Raw genomic sequence first — 16,826 nt, forward strand, 5'->3', positions numbered from 1 at the left:
AACCGGCGGGCGTAGACGATTCCGCAATGTTACCGCGCCCGCGTCAGCGGCGGGTACGGCTCGCCTTCTTGGCCGCGCCGCCGCTGCGCGACGCGGTCTTGGGCGTCTTGGGCGGCTGGCTGGCCTTTTTGGCCTCGGCACGACGCTGCTTGGCCGTCTGGCCCTTCAGCGCTTCGGGCTTGGGCGCGGCGGCCTTCTTGACGCGGCGCGGCTCGTCGGGATTGCGACGGGCCTCTTTGCGCAGGGCGTCGAAGCTCGTGCCCTTGACCAGGCGGAACTCGATACGGCGCGCCTCGAGATCGACACGCGACACCTGGACCTGTACCTTGTCGGTGAGGCGGTAGCGCATGCCGGTGCGCTCGCCGCGCAGCTCATGCAGGCCGTCGTTGAACTGGAAGTACTCGCCGCCGAGCTCGGAGACGTGCACCAGGCCCTCGACGTGCAGCGTATCGAGCGTGACGAAGATGCCGAAGCTCGCGACCCCGGTGACGGTGCCGCTGAAGTCTTCGCCCACGCGCTCTTTGACGAACCAGGACTTGAGCCAGGCTTCGACGTCGCGCGAGGCCTCGTCGGCGCGGCGTTCGCTCGCAGACAGCAGCAGACCCAGCTTTTCCCAGATCGCGTGCTCGTGCTCGCGCTGTCCGCGGCCGATGACCAGCGGCTGGCCCTCGAGCTGCGGCACATACCGCTTGCCCTGCAGCAGCGCCTTGATCACGCGGTGCGTCAAGAGATCGGGATAGCGGCGGATCGGGGAGGTGAAATGGCCGTAGGCTGCGTACGCGAGGCCGAAGTGGCCCATGTTGTCGGGACTGTAGACGGCCTGCTGCATCGAGCGCAGGCACATGGTCTGCAGCAGCGGGAAATCAGGACGGCCCCGCACGGAATCGAGGAACTCGCCGTAATCCTTGGCCGTGGGCGTCTCGCCACCGCCGAGCGACAGACCCATCGTGCGCAGGAAGTCGCGCAAGGCCTGCAGGCGCTCGGGCGTCGGGCCTTCGTGAATGCGGAACAGGCCCGGATGCTTGCTGCGCGCCATGAAGTCGGCGGCGCAGGTGTTGGCGGCCAGCATGCATTCTTCGATGAGCTTGTGCGCGTCGTTGCGCACCGAGGGCACGATCTGTTCGATGCGGCCCAGCTCATTGCAGACGATCTTGGTCTCGACCGTGTCGAAATCGATGGCGCCGCGCTTCTTGCGATTCTGGACCAGCAACTGGAACAGCTCGTACAGGTGCTGCACGTGCGGCATGATGGTCTTCATGGCAGCGGCGGCGGGGCCACCCGGCTGCTGCAACGCTTCCCAGATGCTGGTGTACGTGGTGCGTGCCTGCGAGTGCATCACCGCGTTGTAGAACTGATAGGCCGTGACCGAACCCGCCTTGGCGCCCGTCGCGGGGATCACCATGTCGCACACCAGCACGAGGCGGTCGACGTTGGGATTGAGCGAGCACAGGCCGTTGGAGAGCGACTCGGGCAACATCGGAATCACGCGGCGCGGGAAGTAGACGCTGGTGCCGCGCTCGAGCGCGTCGTCGTCGAGCGGCTCGCCCGGCTGCACGTAATGGCTGACGTCGGCGATGGCGACGATGAGACGCCAACCCGGCCGCTTGCGCTGACCGGTGCCGAGATCCACCGGCTCACAGTAGACCGCATCGTCGAAGTCGCGTGCGTCTTCGCCATCGATGGTGATGAGCGGCACATCGCGCAGGTCGATACGACCCTTGAGGTCGGTCTTGCGCACGACGTCGGGCAGGCGCGCCGCCTGCTTGCGCGCGGCCTCGCTGAATTCGACCGGCACGTCGAACTTGCGCACCGCGATCTCGATCTCCATGCCGGGATCGTCGATCTCGCCCAGCACCTCGAACACCTTGCCCAGCGGCTGGGTGTGACGCGTGGGCTGCTCGATGATCTCGACGGAGACCACCTGGCCATGCTGCGCGCCGTTGGTGTCGCTGGGGGGAATCAGGATGTCGTGCTTGATGCGCTGATCTTCGGGCACGACGATGGACAGGCCATGCTCGTGCAGGAATCGGCCCACCAGTTTGTTGGTGCGGCGCTCGATGACCTCGACGATCGTGCCCTCGGGCTTGCCTCGGTATTCACCGGAAGGCTTGACCAGCACGCGGTCGCCGTGCAGCACCTTGAGCATTTCGCGCGGCGACAGAAACAGATCCTGGCCGCCATCATCGCGCACCAGGAAACCGAAGCCGTCGCGATGGCCCTGCACACGGCCCGCCACGAAATCGAGTTTGGTCGCGAGCAGCAGCACGCCCTTGCGGTTGGGCATCAACTGACCGTCACGCTCCATCGCGCCCAGCCGGCGGTCGAAGCCCACGCGCGTGGCTTCCCGCTCGACTCCCATACGCTGCGCCAGCTCGTCAGGCGACAAAGGCGCCCCGGCCGATCGCAGTGCCCGCAAAATGTCTTCGCGAGAAGGCACATCAGGATCGAAATCGGGCGGCGCCTCGGGCATTACGGAAGTTGATCTGTTGTTATTGGAGTCGTTGTTCGATCGTTTTGCCAAAGGTGAAAATCCCGTTTATACTGCGCAGCTCTGCGGTTAGCCCAACGGCGATAACAACGTCAATAACTGCAGCAATAAAGTAGTACTGAAAGAGTGATGCTTGATGTGAAGCACAGTAGCTAGTCTACATGAGCCAATCACAAAAGAGATTGCACCACTCCTCGATCCGACGATATCGAATTGCCGAAAGACAAATCATTGAATCAATCGAGACATCAGGCCAGCGCGAAGCCCGACCCCGTGTCAGCGCCCAGCAACGCTTGATCTTTGCCCAGGTGGCGGAATTGGTAGACGCGCACGGTTCAGGTCCGTGTGCCGCAAGGTGTGGAGGTTCGAGTCCTCTCCTGGGCACCATAAATTCCCAAAGAGCCCGCAAAAATGCGGGCTCTTTGCTTTTCAGCGCCCAGGAAGCAAAGCGCCTGCGCGCTTTGCGTGAGGACGAGAAGGGCCGCGCGTGCTCGCGCGGCCGGGGTCGCGCTTGTGTGACCGAGTCCTCTCCTGGGCACCATAAATTCCCAAAGAGCCCGCAGAAATGCGGGCTCTTTGCTTTTCAGCGCCGCCCTGCCCGATTGCGCGCGCAACCAGACGACGCCGCTACGATTTGCGGCGCGTGCCGGTCCGGTCCACGTGGTGGCGCTGGTACACATCCTCACCCATCGCCGCGATCTGCTGGGCCACGAGGCGCTCGAATGGCGCGAGCAACGCGTCGTAGCGGGATGTGCATTCGAATGCGTTCAATGCCGCGCCGATGGCCTCGATGGTCGACAGCGCACCGGCCGCATCGGCATGCCGCACCCGATATCGCGTGACGGTGCCCTCGGCCAGCGTGATCCGCGGCAGCGCCGCCAGGGCCGGGTTGTCGCGCAGAAGCGCGCGCGCATGGCGCCACGTGCCGTCCGGCACGATGAGAAGTCGCTCATGTCCGTCCGCGATCGGCGTGGCCAGGTCCTGCGCTGTCCGAGCGCCCTCGCCCGGAAACAACAGATAGCAATCGCGCTGCGGGCGTTCCCAGAGAGCGGCGTCGAAGCGGGTGCCGGTGACCAGCTCCGCATGTTCGAGCCCGAGCACAGCAAGGCGCGCCGTGTTCAGCGCATGCCGCGCTTCGTCGGGGTGCTGCAGCACCAGGACGCGCACGGCATTGTCGAGAGCGGGAATGTCCGCGCACAGGCACAGAGGCACGGGGCGCAGGCAGCGGGGGCAGGCAGGACGGGACATTGAGGTTGAACGTGACGAAAGGGTCGGCGCGGCCAGGATCCGCGCCGACACCGCGTCGCGCCCTGACCGCGCAGCCGCAAGGATAAACCCCCGCCCCCGCGCCGCCCGTCGCAGCCTGACGCAATGACCGTGACGGGCTGGCCTCTTGCGCATGGAATGAAAAATTCCATGACGGAGTTGCACAAACGAAAAAAACTGTGCATAATCTCGCTTCTGTTGATTTTGACGGCAACGCCAAAACACAGAGCCCAGGTGGCGGAATTGGTAGACGCGCACGGTTCAGGTCCGTGTGCCGCAAGGTGTGGAGGTTCGAGTCCTCTCCTGGGCACCATAAATTCCCAAAGAGCCCGCAGAAATGCGGGCTCTTTGCTTTTGTGGCGCGATAGTCGAAGCGGTTGATTCGAAGCGGTCGACTCGGGTCTGCGGCTCTGAAAAGGCCGCCCTGCCCTGCCAGAAAAAATATTTTCGAGAAGTCCGCGAATTCGCGTGCACGTTTTTAAAAATGTGTGCATAATTCGCCTCCTGCTGATTCGACGCGACGGCAACGCCGCAGAAGATCAACAGAGCCCAGGTGGCGGAATTGGTAGACGCGCACGGTTCAGGTCCGTGTGCCGCAAGGTGTGGAGGTTCGAGTCCTCTCCTGGGCACCAATAATTCCCAAAGAGCCCGCAGAAATGCGGGCTCTTTGCTTTTGAGCGCCCAGGAAGCAAAGCGCCTGCGCGCTTTGCGTGAGGACGAGAAAGGCCGCGCGTGCTCGCGCGGCCGGGGTCGCGCTCGTGTGACCGAGTCCTCTCCTGGGCACCATAATTCCTCAAAAGGCCCGCAGAAATGCGGGCCTTTTGCTTTTGAGCGCCCAGGAAAAAGCCCGCTCGATGCGGGCTTCGATAATGTGGCGCGGCGAAACTCAGCGCGTGAGCTCGCGCGTCATCACGACGTGCGGGATGCCCGCCTCCATGAATTCGTCGCCGTCGGCCTGAAAGCCGTGCGCCTCGTAAAAGCCTTTGGCGTGGCTCTGCGCATGCAGCACGAGCATGCGATGCCCATCGCCATGGCCCTGCTCGATCAGCGCATCGAGAATCTGACCGCCGACGCCGGCGCCCCGCGCGATCTTGCGCACCGCCATGCGGCCGATATGGCCATCCGGCAGCAGACGGCCCGTACCCAGCACGCGATCGTTGGCGTCGTACGCCACGGCGTGCACGCTCACGGCATCGTCGTCGTCGAGCTCGATCTCGGGCGGCACGGCCTGTTCCTGCACGAACACCTCGAAACGCACCGCACTGGCGTCATCGCGCAGGCGGTCCCAGGTGCCCAGCACGACGCGGACTTCAGCGGGAGTGATCATGTCTCTTCCTTTGCAGCTTGGATTCATAAGGCAGCGCACATTGTCGCACTCCCGCCCGACGCCGTGCACGCCGCCCGCGCGCGCTGACAGTAGAATGGGCGCCTTCTTCCACCGCCTGCCGCGCTTCGATCGCGCGCCTGCCCGCACCCCATGTCCGCTGTCGTCAATGCCGCCTTTCCGGTATTCGCCCTGATCCTGACGGGCTGGCTGGCGGCTCGCGCGAAGATACTCGGCGAATCCGCCACGCAGGCGCTCAACCGCTACGTGGTTTACCTGTCGCTGCCGGCGCTGCTGTTTCGCGCCATGGCCAACGCGGATCTCACCCAGCTCAATCACTGGGGCTACATCGGCGCCTTCTGGGGCGGCATCTGCGTGACGTTCGTGCTGGCCTTCGTGCCGCTGACGCGCCGGGAGTCGGGCACCGCGTTCTCTGATCGAAGCCTGCAGGGCCTGGCGGGCGCCTACGCCAATGCCGGCTACATGGGCATCCCGCTGTGCCTGGCGCTGCTCGGGCCCGCCAGCCTGCCGCCCGCCATCATCGCGACCCTGTTGACCGCCTGCGCGCTGTTCGCGGCCACGATCGCCCTGATCGAATTCGACCAGCATCGCGACCGCCATTGGGCCGCCACGCTGACCAAGGTCGCACGCGCGCTGGCCCGCAACCCGCTGCTGATCGCACCGGTGACCGGCCTGGTGCTCGCGTTGGCCGGCCTGCAGGTGCCTAGCGGCGTGGATCACTATCTCGAGCTGCTCGGCGCCTCGGCCAGCCCGTGTGCCCTGGTCACCATCGGCCTGTTTCTCGCACAGACGCCCGCCGCCGGCGGCAATCACAGCGTCGGCCGCATGGTGCTGGCCAAGCTGCTCGTTCAGCCGGGCGTAACGGCGCTGCTGGCATTCTGGGTGTTCGACATGCCGCCGGTCTGGGCCTGGACCGCCGTACTGATGGCCGCCCTCCCGATCGGCACCGGACCTTTCATGCTTGCGCAAATGTACGGTCGTGACGCCACGCCCACGTCGCGCGCCATCCTCGTTTCCACCCTCGCCTCCGTGGTCACCGTCAGCCTGCTGGTTGCGTGGATCAGCCGGCACCCCCTCGTCTGAACGCCATGTTGCTCGCTCTCTCGCTGTTCGTCTTTACCCTGGTCCTGGTGATCTGGCAGCCGCGCGGACTGAACGTGGGATGGAGCGCATTGATCGGCGCGGGCCTGGCGCTCCTGACCGGCGCCGTGCATCTGAGCGATATCGGCGCGGTCTGGCACATCGTCTGGAACGCGACGGCCACCTTCATCGCCATCATCATCACCAGCCTGATCCTGGACGAGGCGGGCTTCTTCGAATGGGCGGCGCTGCACGTGGCCCGCTGGGGCCGCGGCAGCGGCCATCGCCTCTTCATCCTCATCGTGCTGCTGGGCGCGGCCGTGACCGCCCTGTTCGCCAACGACGGCGCCGCGCTCATCCTCACGCCCATCGTGATGGAGATGCTGCTTGCGCTGGGCTTCGGCCCGGGCGCCACGCTCGCCTTCGTGATGGCGGCGGGCTTCATCGCCGACACGGGCAGCATCCCGCTGATCGTGTCGAACCTCGTGAACATCGTGTCGGCCGATTTCTTTGGCCTGGGCTTCGGCGAATACGCGGCGGTGATGGTGCCGGTCAACGTGGCGGCCGTGCTGTCGACGCTGGCCGTGCTGTGGCTGTACTTCCGCCGCGACATCCCGGCGCGTTTCGATACCGGCAGCCTGCCGGACCCGCGCAGCGCCATTCGCGACCCGGTGACCTTCCGCGCCGGCTGGGTCGTGCTGACCCTGCTGCTCGTCGGCTTCTTCGTGCTCGAACCGCTCGGCATTCCCGTGAGCGCGATCGCCGCCGTGGGCGCGGCCGGCCTGCTGCTGGTGGCGGGCCGCCAGCATATCGTGGGCACGCGCCGCATCATGCGCGGCGCCCCGTGGCACATCGTCGTGTTCTCGCTGGGCATGTATCTGGTGGTCTATGGCCTGCACAACGCCGGGTTCACCGCGTGGCTGAGCCGCGCGCTCGCCTTGACCGCCGGCATCGACGCCGACGGCGCCGGCGGCAACGTCTGGGGCGCGGCGCTGGGCACGGGCTTCATCACGGCCCTGCTGGCCTCGATCATGAACAATCTGCCCACGGTGCTGGTGGGCGCGCTCGCCATCGCCGACGTGCATACGACGGACGCCGCCGTGCGCAGCGCGATGATCTACGCCAATGTGATCGGCAGCGATCTCGGCCCCAAGATCACGCCGATCGGCAGCCTCGCCACGCTGCTGTGGCTGCACGTGCTGGCGCGCAAGGGGCTGCACATCTCGTGGGGCTATTACTTCCGCACGGGCATCGTGCTGACCCTGCCGGTGCTGTTCGTGACGCTCGCCGCCCTGGCCTTGCGCCTGCAGTTCTCCTAGGCCGCCCCTCGTTTTATTGCTTTTGGTTATTTAATTAGACGAATTCAATTCTTCACGGAATTAAGGGTTATCCCTAGACTAAGGCATCTTTCCGAGTCGGGTGCCGCCCTGCGCGCGCCCTACCTTGCCTGGAACGCGCCATGAGCACACCCGCTTCTACCCTGCCCTTTCCTTCGTCTCTCCCGCCCATTCAGATCAACCGCAAGCCGCTCTGGGTCGCGCTCGCGCTGCTGGCCGTGGGCGCGGTCTATCTGCTGCAGACGGTGAGCCTGCGGCAGAGCGCCCTGTGGATCATCGGCGCCCTGCTGGGCGTGGCGCTCTACCACGCGTCGTTCGGCTTCACCCAGGCCTGGCGCGTGTTCGTGGCCGACCGGCGTGGCGCCGGCCTGCGCGCGCAGATGTTCATGCTGGCCCTCGGCGTGCTGCTGTTCTTCCCGGTGCTGTCGCAAGGCACCCTGTTCGGCCAGCCGGTGAGCGGCTTCGTGTCGCCCCCGGGCGTGTCGGTCGTGCTCGGCGCATTCCTGTTCGGTATCGGCATGCAATTGGGCGGCGGCTGCGCCTCGGGCACGCTGTTCGCCGTCGGCGGCGGCAACACCCGCATGCTCGTGACGCTGCTGTTTTTCATCATCGGCTCGGTGATCGCCACGGCGCAGTTCGACTGGTGGTCGAACCTGCCCGCGCTCGCGCCGACCTCGCTGGTCAAGTCCTGGGGGCTGGGCACCGCACTCGTGGCCAACCTCGCCGTATTCGCCTTTATTGCGTGGTTCACGACCTGGCTCGAAAAGCGCCGTCACGGCCAACTGATTTCGTTCGCGTCGCGCACCGCGCGCCCGGGCTCGTTCCTGCAGGGGCCGTGGCCGCTGCTGTGGGGCGGCGTCGCGCTGGTGCTGCTCAACTTCGCCACCCTCGCGCTGGCCGGGCGCCCGTGGGGCATTACATCGGCCTTCGCACTGTGGGGCGCCAAGGCCTACGACGCCGTCGGCGGCGACGTCGCCACCTGGAGCTATTGGGTCAAACAGCAGGCCTCGCTCAACGCGCCGCTGCGCCAGGACGTGACGACCGTGATGGACATCGGGCTGATGCTCGGTGCCCTGGCCGCCGCCGCCGCGGCGGGCAAGTTCGCGCCGATCTGGAAGGTGCCGGCACGCTCGCTCGTCGGCGCGGTGGTCGGCGGCCTGCTGCTGGGTTACGGCGCGCGCCTCGCCTTCGGCTGCAACATCGGCGCGTACTTCAGCGGCATCCTGTCGGGCAGCCTGCACGCCTGGATGTGGCTGCCGGCCGCATTCGCGGGCAGCGCCCTCGGCGTGCAGCTGCGCCCGCTGTTCGGCCTGGCCGTGGAAAAGACGCCTCCCGCCGCCAGCTGCTGAGCGCTACCGGCTCTGCTAGCCACAAGCCCGGCGCCGCCGGGCTTTTTTGCATCCGGGCGGCCCCCGCGCATGGCGCGCCCGGCGATGGCCTCTGTTATGGTGAAGCCCCCTGCCGCACGAGGAGAACAACCATGGACAGGCTGTTTGGCCGCTACACCGCTTTTGCCTTGATCGTGATTGCCGCCGTGGTGACTGCCGCGCTGGGCTTCCGTGGCGCCTGGGGATGGTTTTGGGCCGCCCTGCCGCTCGCCGCGCTGAGCGTGCTCGGCGTCTACGACTTGGTGCAGACGCGCCATGCCATCCGGCGCAACTACCCCGTGATCGGCAACCTGCGCTTTCTGTTCGAATTCATCCGCCCGGAAATCCGTCAGTATTTCCTGGAAGACGACACCAATGCCGCGCCGTTCTCGCGCGCGCAACGCTCCATCGTGTATCAGCGCGCCAAACAGGATATCGACAAGCGCCCGTTCGGCACGCAGGAAGATGTGTACGGCGACCGATACGAGTGGATCAACCATTCGCTCACGCCTGCGGCCATCGAGGATCCCGATTTCCGCGTGAGGGTGGGCGGTCCGGACTGTACCCAGCCCTACTCGATGTCGGCGTTCAATATCTCGGCGATGAGCTTTGGCGCGCTGTCGGCGAACGCGGTGCTGGCGCTCAACGAGGGCGCCCGCACCGGCAACTTCGCGCACGACACCGGCGAAGGCGGGATCAGCCGCTACCACCGTGAACCCGGTGGCGCGCTCGTCTGGAACATCGGCTCCGGCTACTTCGGCTGCCGCGATGCGCACGGCAATTTTTCCGACGAGGCTTTCGTGCGCAACGCCACGTTGCCGCAAGTGAAGATGATCGAGATCAAGCTGTCGCAAGGCGCGAAGCCCGGGCATGGCGGCATTCTGCCGGCCGGCAAGGTCACGCCGGAGATCGCCGAGGCGCGCGGCGTTGCAGCCTGGCAGGACTGCAACTCACCGTCCAGTCACAGCGCCTTCGACACGCCGATCAGTCTGCTGCATTTCGTGGCGAAGCTGCGCAAGCTGTCCGGCGGCAAACCGGTCGGCTTCAAGTTCTGCATGGGGCATCCCTGGGAATGGTTCGCCATCGTCAAGGCCATGCTCGAGACCAACATCACGCCCGACTTCATCGTGGTCGACGGCGCGGAAGGCGGCACCGGCGCGGCGCCGGTGGAGTTCGTCGACCACGTGGGCACGCCGCTGCGCGAGGCGCTGCGTCTGGTGCACAACACCTTGATCGGTGTGAACCTGCGCGACCGCATCCGCATCGGCGCCTCGGGCAAGATCATCACCGCCTTCGACATGGCGCGCGTGATGGCGATGGGCGCCGACTGGTGCAACGCCGCGCGGGGCTTCATGTTCGCGATCGGCTGTATCCAGGCGCAGGCCTGCCATACCGGCAAGTGCCCCACCGGGGTCACCACCCAGGATCCGCTGCGTCAACGCGCGCTGGTCGTGCCGGACAAGGCGCAGCGTGTGATGCACTTCCATCGCAACACGCTGCACGCGCTGGCCGAGCTGCTGCAGGCCGCCGGGCTCACGCATCCCAGCCAGCTGCGGCCGCACCATATTGCGCGCCGCGTGTCCTCGTCGGAAGTGCGGCTGCTGTCCGCGCTGTTTCCCGAGCTGGCGCCCGGCGAATTGCTGCGCGGCGAATTCCGCCACAACGTGTTTCTGGTGGGCTGGACGATGGCGCGCGCGGATTCGTTCGCGCCCGCGACCGACATCACGTCGGCCCTCGCCCAGGCGCATCAGCCGGCCTCGGCGCCGATCCGCCCCGACCTGCCGGCCCCTGCCCCCGCCTAGGGCTTGCCGCAGGGCTTGCGCACGTCGATCCGCGGCCCCGGGCCGGGGATCGCGTTTTCAGAGCCAGCGCTCGAACATGCGCGAGAAGAATTCTTTGAAACGGTCGTCGGCCGCTCGCTCTCGCCAGGTCTGCGGGTCGATACGCACGGAGGCGGCGACGTCTTCGCGGAACAGCGCCTCCATCTCTGCGCCGAATCCCGGCCCGAGAATCACCGCGTTCAGCTCATAGTTGATCGCGAAGCTGCGCCAGTCCATGTTGCTCGAGCCCACGGTGGACCACACACCATCCACGACGGCCGTCTTGGCATGCAGCAGCGCGTCGCGGCGCTCGTAGATCTGCACCCCCGCCTCGAGCAAGTCCTGATAGTGGGACCGCCCCGCATGAAACACGAGACCCGAGTCACTGAAGCCCGGCAGCACGAGGATCACCTCGACGCCGCGCTGCGCCGCCTGCGCCAGCGCCCGAATGAATGCCGGATCGGGCACGAAGTAGGCCATAGTGATGTGAATGGATTTCTGGGCGCTTTCGAACGCCGACATCAAGGTCAGATAGACCGCATAGCCATCCTCGGTATCGTCGGGGTCGTTGGCCAGGATGCGCACGGACAGATCGCCCTGGCGCGGCACGATGCGGATAAAGCGGTCGCCCTCCAGCGGCGGGCCCTTTTGCGCGGCCCAGGCATCCAGAATGACCTCTTCGATTTCGGCCACCGCGGGACCGCGGATCTCGATATGCGTATCGCGCCACGGCATGCTCGAAGCATCCGGTTGCGGGCCATCCGCACCGGCCCCACTGGCGCCGCGGCCGCTTCCGCCCCCACTGCGCCCGCTTCCACCACTGCTTCCGCGCGAACTCGACGAATAGACGCTGCTGACGTTGATACCGCCGAGAAACCCGACCTCGCCGTCCACGACCAGCAGCTTGCGATGGTTGCGTTGATTGATCGACCAGCCTGCCCGCGCGGCGACGGGGTTGACCGGATTGAACACGACGACTTGCACGCCCGCGTCGCGCATCCGCGCGAAGAGCGCATCGGGCGTACTGATCGTGCCGACGGCGTCGACCATGACGGCGACGCTCGCCCCGCGTTGGCGCGCGGCGATCAGCGCACCGGCAAACCGGCGCCCTTCCTCGTCGTCTTCAAAAATATACGTCTCCATATGGACGTACCGCTGGGCGCGCGCAATCGCCGCCAGCATGGCCTTGTACGTCGCGGGGCCGTCCGCCAGCAGCTTGACGCCATTGCCATCGACCAGCGGCGCGCCGCTGATGGCCTGCTCCACCGCGAGGTGGCGCGCCATGAACGACGCCTCGTCACCCTTGCCGCCCTTGGAAGAGGACGCGACACGCGCGGCGATGTCATGGCCGCGCTGATAACTATCCCAACCCGAATCGGCGGACAGGCCCGCCTGCGCCCGCCGCTCGCTCAGGGCCTCGGGCCCCGGCACGCTGGCGCAGCCGGCGGCAAGCAATAAGGAACCTACCGCCAGCCATTGCGCGACCCGGCGCATCAGCCATCCACGCTCGCACCCGCCCGCGGGCGCCACCAATGCGACAGGGCTCATTCAGGGCTGCCATTGAGTATGATGCGCCGTCGCCGGCTTGCTGGTCACCATGCGGCGACCCGGTTCACGTTCTGCCCAACGGCCCGCGCGCCAGCGGCCGCGTTCGCGCTGAATATGTTGGCCGCCCGCGTCGCGCAACAGGGTGACCGCGCCGAGCTCGGCGCCCGGCTCCGACTGCACGGCCAGCAGCACCACGCGCTCGGCGAGCGCTTCGTCCTCGTCCTCGGCCGTCAGCGCACGCCGCAGGCCGGTCAGGACCCAGACGGTGCCCGCGAGGGCGCCCAGATAAGCACCTAGCGCCGCACCCATGACGAGCGCCATGCTGCCCGGGTCTTGCAGGGTCAACATGGCCAGCGCGCCCAGGATGGCGCCCAAAGTCGCCAGCGCAGCCGCGCTCGCCACGGCGCCGTAGCGCGCGGCGGGAGAACTGAGATCGGGTCCACCGGTGCGCCGCTGGCGCGACCCCTTCGGTGGATCTTCATACAGGATGCTGATCGCATCTTCCCGATACCCATCCGCCAACAGGGCATGTGCCGCGCTGCGTGCCGATGGGACGCTGTCAAACCGTGCGACGACGATTGTGGTCATGGTTCGCCTCCTGGCTCAGAGTCAGACTAGGCTAGGCGCCTCTATGACCTTATTCTCGTCCCGTCACTTTTTGCTGTCCTCAGGTTTGGCAACCAGCCGTAAAGCAGTATTTCTGCCGCAACCAATTCTTCACAGTGGCCGGGCCCGCACACGGTTGCACGAGGCAAAAGCGGCGACGCCACGGATCCGCCCTGACCACGGGGTTTTGCCATTCGTAAAAGTCCATTGCTGCGCGCAGGGCTCGCCTTGACACCCCGCGCCCGTCCGCACGCACAATAGCCCTTCAGTCGCGCGCTACGACACCATTCCCAGGGGAATACCACATGGCTCACCCGCAGAAGAAGCTGAACGCCGACCTCGAGGCCGACGCCGGCCAGGGGCCCTCCCACGAAGTCCGTAGCGCAATCAGCGAAGGCCTGCTGCGCGAGCAGGCGCTGATCGAACCGAAGTTTCTGTACGACACGCTGGGGTCGAGCCTGTTCACGGCCATCACCCAGTTGCCCGAGTATTACCCGACGCGCTGCGAGGCGGAGATCTACGCCACGCATGCGCAGGCCATGGCGGATCACATCGGCACGGTGGAATCCCTGATTGACCTCGGCGCGGGCGACTGCGTCAAGGCGGAGAAGCTGTTCCCCACGCTGCGCCCCCGGCGTTACATTCCGGTGGATATTTCGGCGCAGTATCTGGACCAGGCGGTTGCCCGTTTGCGACGCACCTGGCCGGACATCGCGATCACCGCGCTCGGACTCGACTTCTCGCAGGGCCTGCGCCTGCCGAGCTCGGTTCCGCCCGCCGGACGCCTGTTCTTCTATCCGGGCTCGAGCATCGGCAACCTCGACCCCGACGCCGCGCTGGCCATGCTGGTGCGCATCCGCAACCAAAGCCCGAACGGCGGGCTGCTGGTCGGCGTGGATCGCATCAAGTCGCGCGACATTCTCGAACCCGCCTACGACGACGCGTTGCACCTCACCGCGGCCTTCAATCTCAATATGTTGCGCCACGTGAATCAGCTGCTGGGCAGCGATTTCGACGTCAACGACTGGCAGCATCGCGCTCATTTCAACACCGAAGAAAGCCGCATCGAGATGCATGTGGTCGCTCGGCGTGACCTCGTCCTGACCTGGCCTGGCGCCACGCGCGTCTTTACCGCCGGCGAGACGATCCACACCGAGAATTCCTACAAGTATTCGGTCGAAGGCTTCACCGATTTGCTGGAGCGAGCCGGCTTTCGCGGCATCCGTCATTGGTCGGATCAACGCGACTGGTTCAGCGTCTTCAGCGCAAGGACCTGATCATGATGGCGCGCCGCACGTTCTCTCCCGATGCTCCCGTGTTGGACAGCTCCTGTGCCCTCACGCATCCGCCGGCGATGCGCGCAGGCCCGCCCACGCTGGCCGAACGCTTCCACGCCGTCCGTACGCAGTCGCGCACGCTCGCGGCGCCCCTGTCGCCGGAAGACTGTCAGGCCCAGTCCATGCCAGACTGCAGCCCGGTGAAGTGGCATCTGGCGCACACCACCTGGTTCTTCGAGACCTTCGTGCTGGCGCGCTACTACCCGGCTCATCAGCCCGTGAATCCGCAATACCGCGTGCTGTTCAATTCGTACTATCACGGCGTCGGCGAGCGTCACCCCCGCCCGCAACGCGGCCTGCTCACCCGCCCCACGCTTGCCGAGGTGCTCGAGTACCGCGAACGCGTGGATGCCTCCGTGCAGGCCCTGCTGCGCAAACTGGGCGATGACCCCGACGGCGAGCCCGCGCGTGCGCTGATCGAACTGGGCTTGCATCACGAACAGCAGCATCAGGAACTGATCCTCACCGACGTCAAGCACCTGCTGTCGTGCAACCCGATCGCGCCCGCCTACGCCGACGCGCCGCTGCCCGCCCTGCCGCCCGGCACGCCGGCCGGCTGGACCCGCTACGACGGCGGCGTCGTACGCATCGGCCATCAAGGCGATGGGTTCGCGTTCGACAACGAATCGCCGGCGCACGACGTCCTGCTCCAGCCCTTCCACCTGGCCAATCGGCTCGTCACGCAGGGCGAGTATCTGGCGTTCATGCTGGACGGCGGTTACCGCCGTCCGGAGCTCTGGCTCTCGCTGGGCTGGGATCAGGTCAGCGCCCAGGGCTGGCGTGCGCCCATGTACTGGCAGGGCCAGAAAGACGAGTGGCAGGCCTTCACGCTGCACGGCATGCAGCCCCTGGACCTGCAGGCGCCGGTGGTGCATGTCAGCTATTTCGAGGCCGACGCATATGCGCGTTGGGCGCGAGTGCGGCTGCCCCGCGAAGCCGAGTGGGAATACGCCACGCGCTCGCGCCAGGGCGCGGCGCCCGGCGCCGACGCCCACGCCAACTTCCTCGAGAGCGGTCGCCTGGGCCCCTGCCCCGCGCCCCGGCCCAATGCGGCGGGCGGGCCCGTGCAGCTTTACGGCGATGCCTGGGAATGGACCAGCAGCAGCTACGACGCCTACCCGGGCTTCACCGCGCCGGCGGGCGCCGTCGGCGAATACAACGGCAAGTTCATGTGCAACCAGTACGTCCTGCGCGGCGGCTCCTGCGCCACGCCGGAAAGCCACATCCGCGCGAGCTACCGCAACTTCTTCCCTGCCGATGCGCGCTGGCAGTTCTCCGGGATCCGGCTGGCGCGCGACGCCTGACCAGCCCTGTGCCCACGATCAGCTCGCAGAGATGTCATCCTTGTTGCACGCACAAAAAACTTTGTGCTAGAATTTCGTTCTTCGCTGATCACGCAATCACTTGCGGCGATCAAACAGCGAGATGGCGCATTAGCTCAGCCGGTTAGAGCGACGGAATCATAATCCGCAGGTCCCCTGTTCGAATCAGGGATGCGCCACCAGAATTTAAGCGGCCCGCAGAGATGCGGGCCGTTTTGCATTGGCTTCGCAGTTCGCGCGCCCTCCTCCAAGCTCACCGCGCCCGCAACGCCTGCGGCGCATCGTCGATGCGGGCCACCCGCTCCAGAAAGGCCGCAAGCGCCGGGTTCTCGTGCTGGGCGTGCCATGCCAGATACATGTCGGCGTTGAAGTTGCGCACCGATAGCGGCCGGTAGTGCACGCCGTCGAGCCGTAGTTCGCGGGCGGAATCCGGCACGATGCCGACGCCCAGGCCGGCGCGCACCAGCGCGAGCAGCGTGTGGGTCTGGCCGGCACTCTGCACGAATCGCGGCTGCACGCCCGCCAGCCCGAACGCTCCCACGATGCGGTCGTAGAAGAACTTGCCCTCGCGCGGCGAGTACAGCACGAACGGCTGCCCGTGCAGTTGCTTGAGCGTGATCGACTCATGTTCGAGCAGCGCATTGCCGTCGGGCAGTGCCAGCACCAGCGGCTCGCGCACGATGAGCCGCGCTTCGACCCCCGGCTGTTGCGGCACGCTGCGTGCCAGGATGGCATCCACCTCGCGCGCGAGCAGCAGCCGATTGAGGTCGGTGGAGACGGTCTCGCGCAGCTGGATCTCGACGTCGGCGAGCACCTTGCGCGCCTGCATGATCATGGCCGGCATCAACCGGTACGACGCCACCGCCGTGAATCCCAACGTGATATGCCCCGCCTCGCCGCCGCTCGCGCGACGCGCCGTGGCGGCCGCACGGGCGGAGTACTCCAGCAGGTGGCGCGCATCGCGCAGGAAATGGCGTCCCGCCGCGGTGAGTTCGACCTGCCGGCTGTTGCGCTCGAAGAGCGTGACGCCCAAGGCCTGCTCCAGCAGTTGAATCTGGCGCGACAGCGGCGGCTGCGTCATGCAGAGGCGTTCGGCCGCGCGGCCGAAGTGCAGCGACTCGGCCACGGCGACGAAACATTCGAGCTGGCGGAATTCCATCGATTCAATCCTGGTATTGATCAATGCTATTTATAGCTCAAATGGCTATCCATGACATCGCCTCCCTATACTGGCCCGGCATGCAGACGGGTGCCCCGGAAGGCCTCGATGCAGGCGCCCCGCGGCCCACCGCCGCCCAAACACAAAGAGA

At 66.4% G+C, this 16,826-nt stretch carries 12 protein-coding genes and 4 tRNA genes; 10 read left to right on the forward strand and 6 right to left on the reverse strand.

Annotated elements, in window-relative coordinates; all coding sequences use genetic code 11:
* Window positions 1–43: 43 nt before the first annotated feature.
* A complete protein-coding gene (gene rnr / locus CAL25_RS16470; RefSeq protein WP_170948514.1) occupies window positions 44–2,470 on the reverse strand; it encodes a ribonuclease R in 2,427 nt (808 codons plus the stop codon).
* A 320-nt stretch (window positions 2,471–2,790) separates the two neighbouring features.
* On the opposite strand from rnr, the gene CAL25_RS16475 reads away from it, so the two are divergent.
* Window positions 2,791–2,875, forward strand: a tRNA-Leu gene (locus CAL25_RS16475).
* A gap of 240 nt (window positions 2,876–3,115) precedes the next feature.
* Here the strand turns inward: CAL25_RS16475 and CAL25_RS16480 are convergent.
* Window positions 3,116–3,736 carry a tRNA-uridine aminocarboxypropyltransferase gene (locus CAL25_RS16480; protein WP_094801960.1) on the reverse strand — a complete coding sequence of 207 codons (621 nt, stop codon included), beginning with the start codon at window positions 3,734–3,736 and terminating at the stop codon, window positions 3,116–3,118.
* A 246-nt stretch (window positions 3,737–3,982) separates the two neighbouring features.
* On the opposite strand from CAL25_RS16480, the gene CAL25_RS16485 reads away from it, so the two are divergent.
* A tRNA-Leu gene (locus CAL25_RS16485) sits at window positions 3,983–4,067 on the forward strand.
* A 234-nt stretch (window positions 4,068–4,301) separates the two neighbouring features.
* Window positions 4,302–4,386 (forward strand) — tRNA-Leu (locus CAL25_RS16490).
* 254 nt (window positions 4,387–4,640) lie between these two features.
* Here CAL25_RS16490 and CAL25_RS16495 read toward each other — a convergent pair.
* Entirely contained in the window at window positions 4,641–5,081 is a 441-nt protein-coding gene (locus CAL25_RS16495; protein ID WP_094801962.1) for a GNAT family N-acetyltransferase, read from the reverse strand.
* A gap of 150 nt (window positions 5,082–5,231) precedes the next feature.
* Here CAL25_RS16495 and CAL25_RS16500 point away from each other — a divergent pair, with 150 nt between their 5' ends.
* The 4 genes from CAL25_RS16500 to CAL25_RS16515 all read left to right on the forward strand — a co-directional run bounded on the left by CAL25_RS16500 (window position 5,232) and on the right by CAL25_RS16515 (window position 10,685).
* Window positions 5,232–6,182 carry an AEC family transporter gene (locus CAL25_RS16500; protein ID WP_094801964.1) on the forward strand — a complete coding sequence of 317 codons (951 nt, stop codon included), beginning with the start codon at window positions 5,232–5,234 and terminating at the stop codon, window positions 6,180–6,182.
* A gap of 5 nt (window positions 6,183–6,187) precedes the next feature.
* Entirely contained in the window at window positions 6,188–7,498 is a 1,311-nt protein-coding gene (locus CAL25_RS16505) for an arsenic transporter (protein ID WP_094801966.1), read from the forward strand.
* 140 nt (window positions 7,499–7,638) lie between these two features.
* Window positions 7,639–8,865, forward strand: coding sequence for a YeeE/YedE family protein (locus CAL25_RS16510; RefSeq protein ID WP_094801968.1), 1,227 nt, complete (start codon window positions 7,639–7,641; stop codon window positions 8,863–8,865).
* A 131-nt stretch (window positions 8,866–8,996) separates the two neighbouring features.
* Entirely contained in the window at window positions 8,997–10,685 is a 1,689-nt protein-coding gene (locus CAL25_RS16515; protein WP_094801970.1) for an FMN-binding glutamate synthase family protein, read from the forward strand.
* 57 nt (window positions 10,686–10,742) lie between these two features.
* Here CAL25_RS16515 and CAL25_RS16520 read toward each other — a convergent pair whose 3' ends face one another.
* Window positions 10,743–12,197 (reverse strand): phospholipase D-like domain-containing protein, encoded by a 1,455-nt coding sequence (locus CAL25_RS16520; RefSeq protein ID WP_249279117.1) that lies wholly within the window; start codon window positions 12,195–12,197, stop codon window positions 10,743–10,745.
* 54 nt (window positions 12,198–12,251) lie between these two features.
* Window positions 12,252–12,839 (reverse strand): hypothetical protein, encoded by a 588-nt coding sequence (locus tag CAL25_RS16525; RefSeq protein ID WP_094801973.1) that lies wholly within the window; start codon window positions 12,837–12,839, stop codon window positions 12,252–12,254.
* Window positions 12,840–13,162: 323 nt separating this feature from the next.
* Here CAL25_RS16525 and egtD point away from each other — a divergent pair, with 323 nt between their 5' ends.
* The 3 genes from egtD (at window position 13,163) to CAL25_RS16540 (ending at window position 15,698) form a co-directional block, all read left to right on the forward strand.
* Window positions 13,163–14,134, forward strand: coding sequence for an L-histidine N(alpha)-methyltransferase (gene egtD, locus CAL25_RS16530; RefSeq protein WP_094801975.1), 972 nt, complete (start codon window positions 13,163–13,165; stop codon window positions 14,132–14,134).
* A 2-nt stretch (window positions 14,135–14,136) separates the two neighbouring features.
* Window positions 14,137–15,498: an ergothioneine biosynthesis protein EgtB gene (egtB, locus tag CAL25_RS16535; RefSeq protein WP_432759247.1), complete on the forward strand. Its 1,362-nt coding sequence runs from the start codon at window positions 14,137–14,139 to the stop codon at window positions 15,496–15,498.
* A gap of 123 nt (window positions 15,499–15,621) precedes the next feature.
* A tRNA-Met gene (locus tag CAL25_RS16540) sits at window positions 15,622–15,698 on the forward strand.
* 71 nt (window positions 15,699–15,769) lie between these two features.
* Here CAL25_RS16540 and CAL25_RS16545 read toward each other — a convergent pair.
* A complete protein-coding gene (locus CAL25_RS16545) occupies window positions 15,770–16,675 on the reverse strand; it encodes a LysR family transcriptional regulator (RefSeq protein WP_094801977.1) in 906 nt (301 codons plus the stop codon).
* Window positions 16,676–16,826 lie beyond the last annotated feature (151 nt).

Source organism: Bordetella genomosp. 5 (assembly GCF_002261315.1).
Lineage (GTDB): Bacteria > Pseudomonadota > Gammaproteobacteria > Burkholderiales > Burkholderiaceae_B > Bordetella.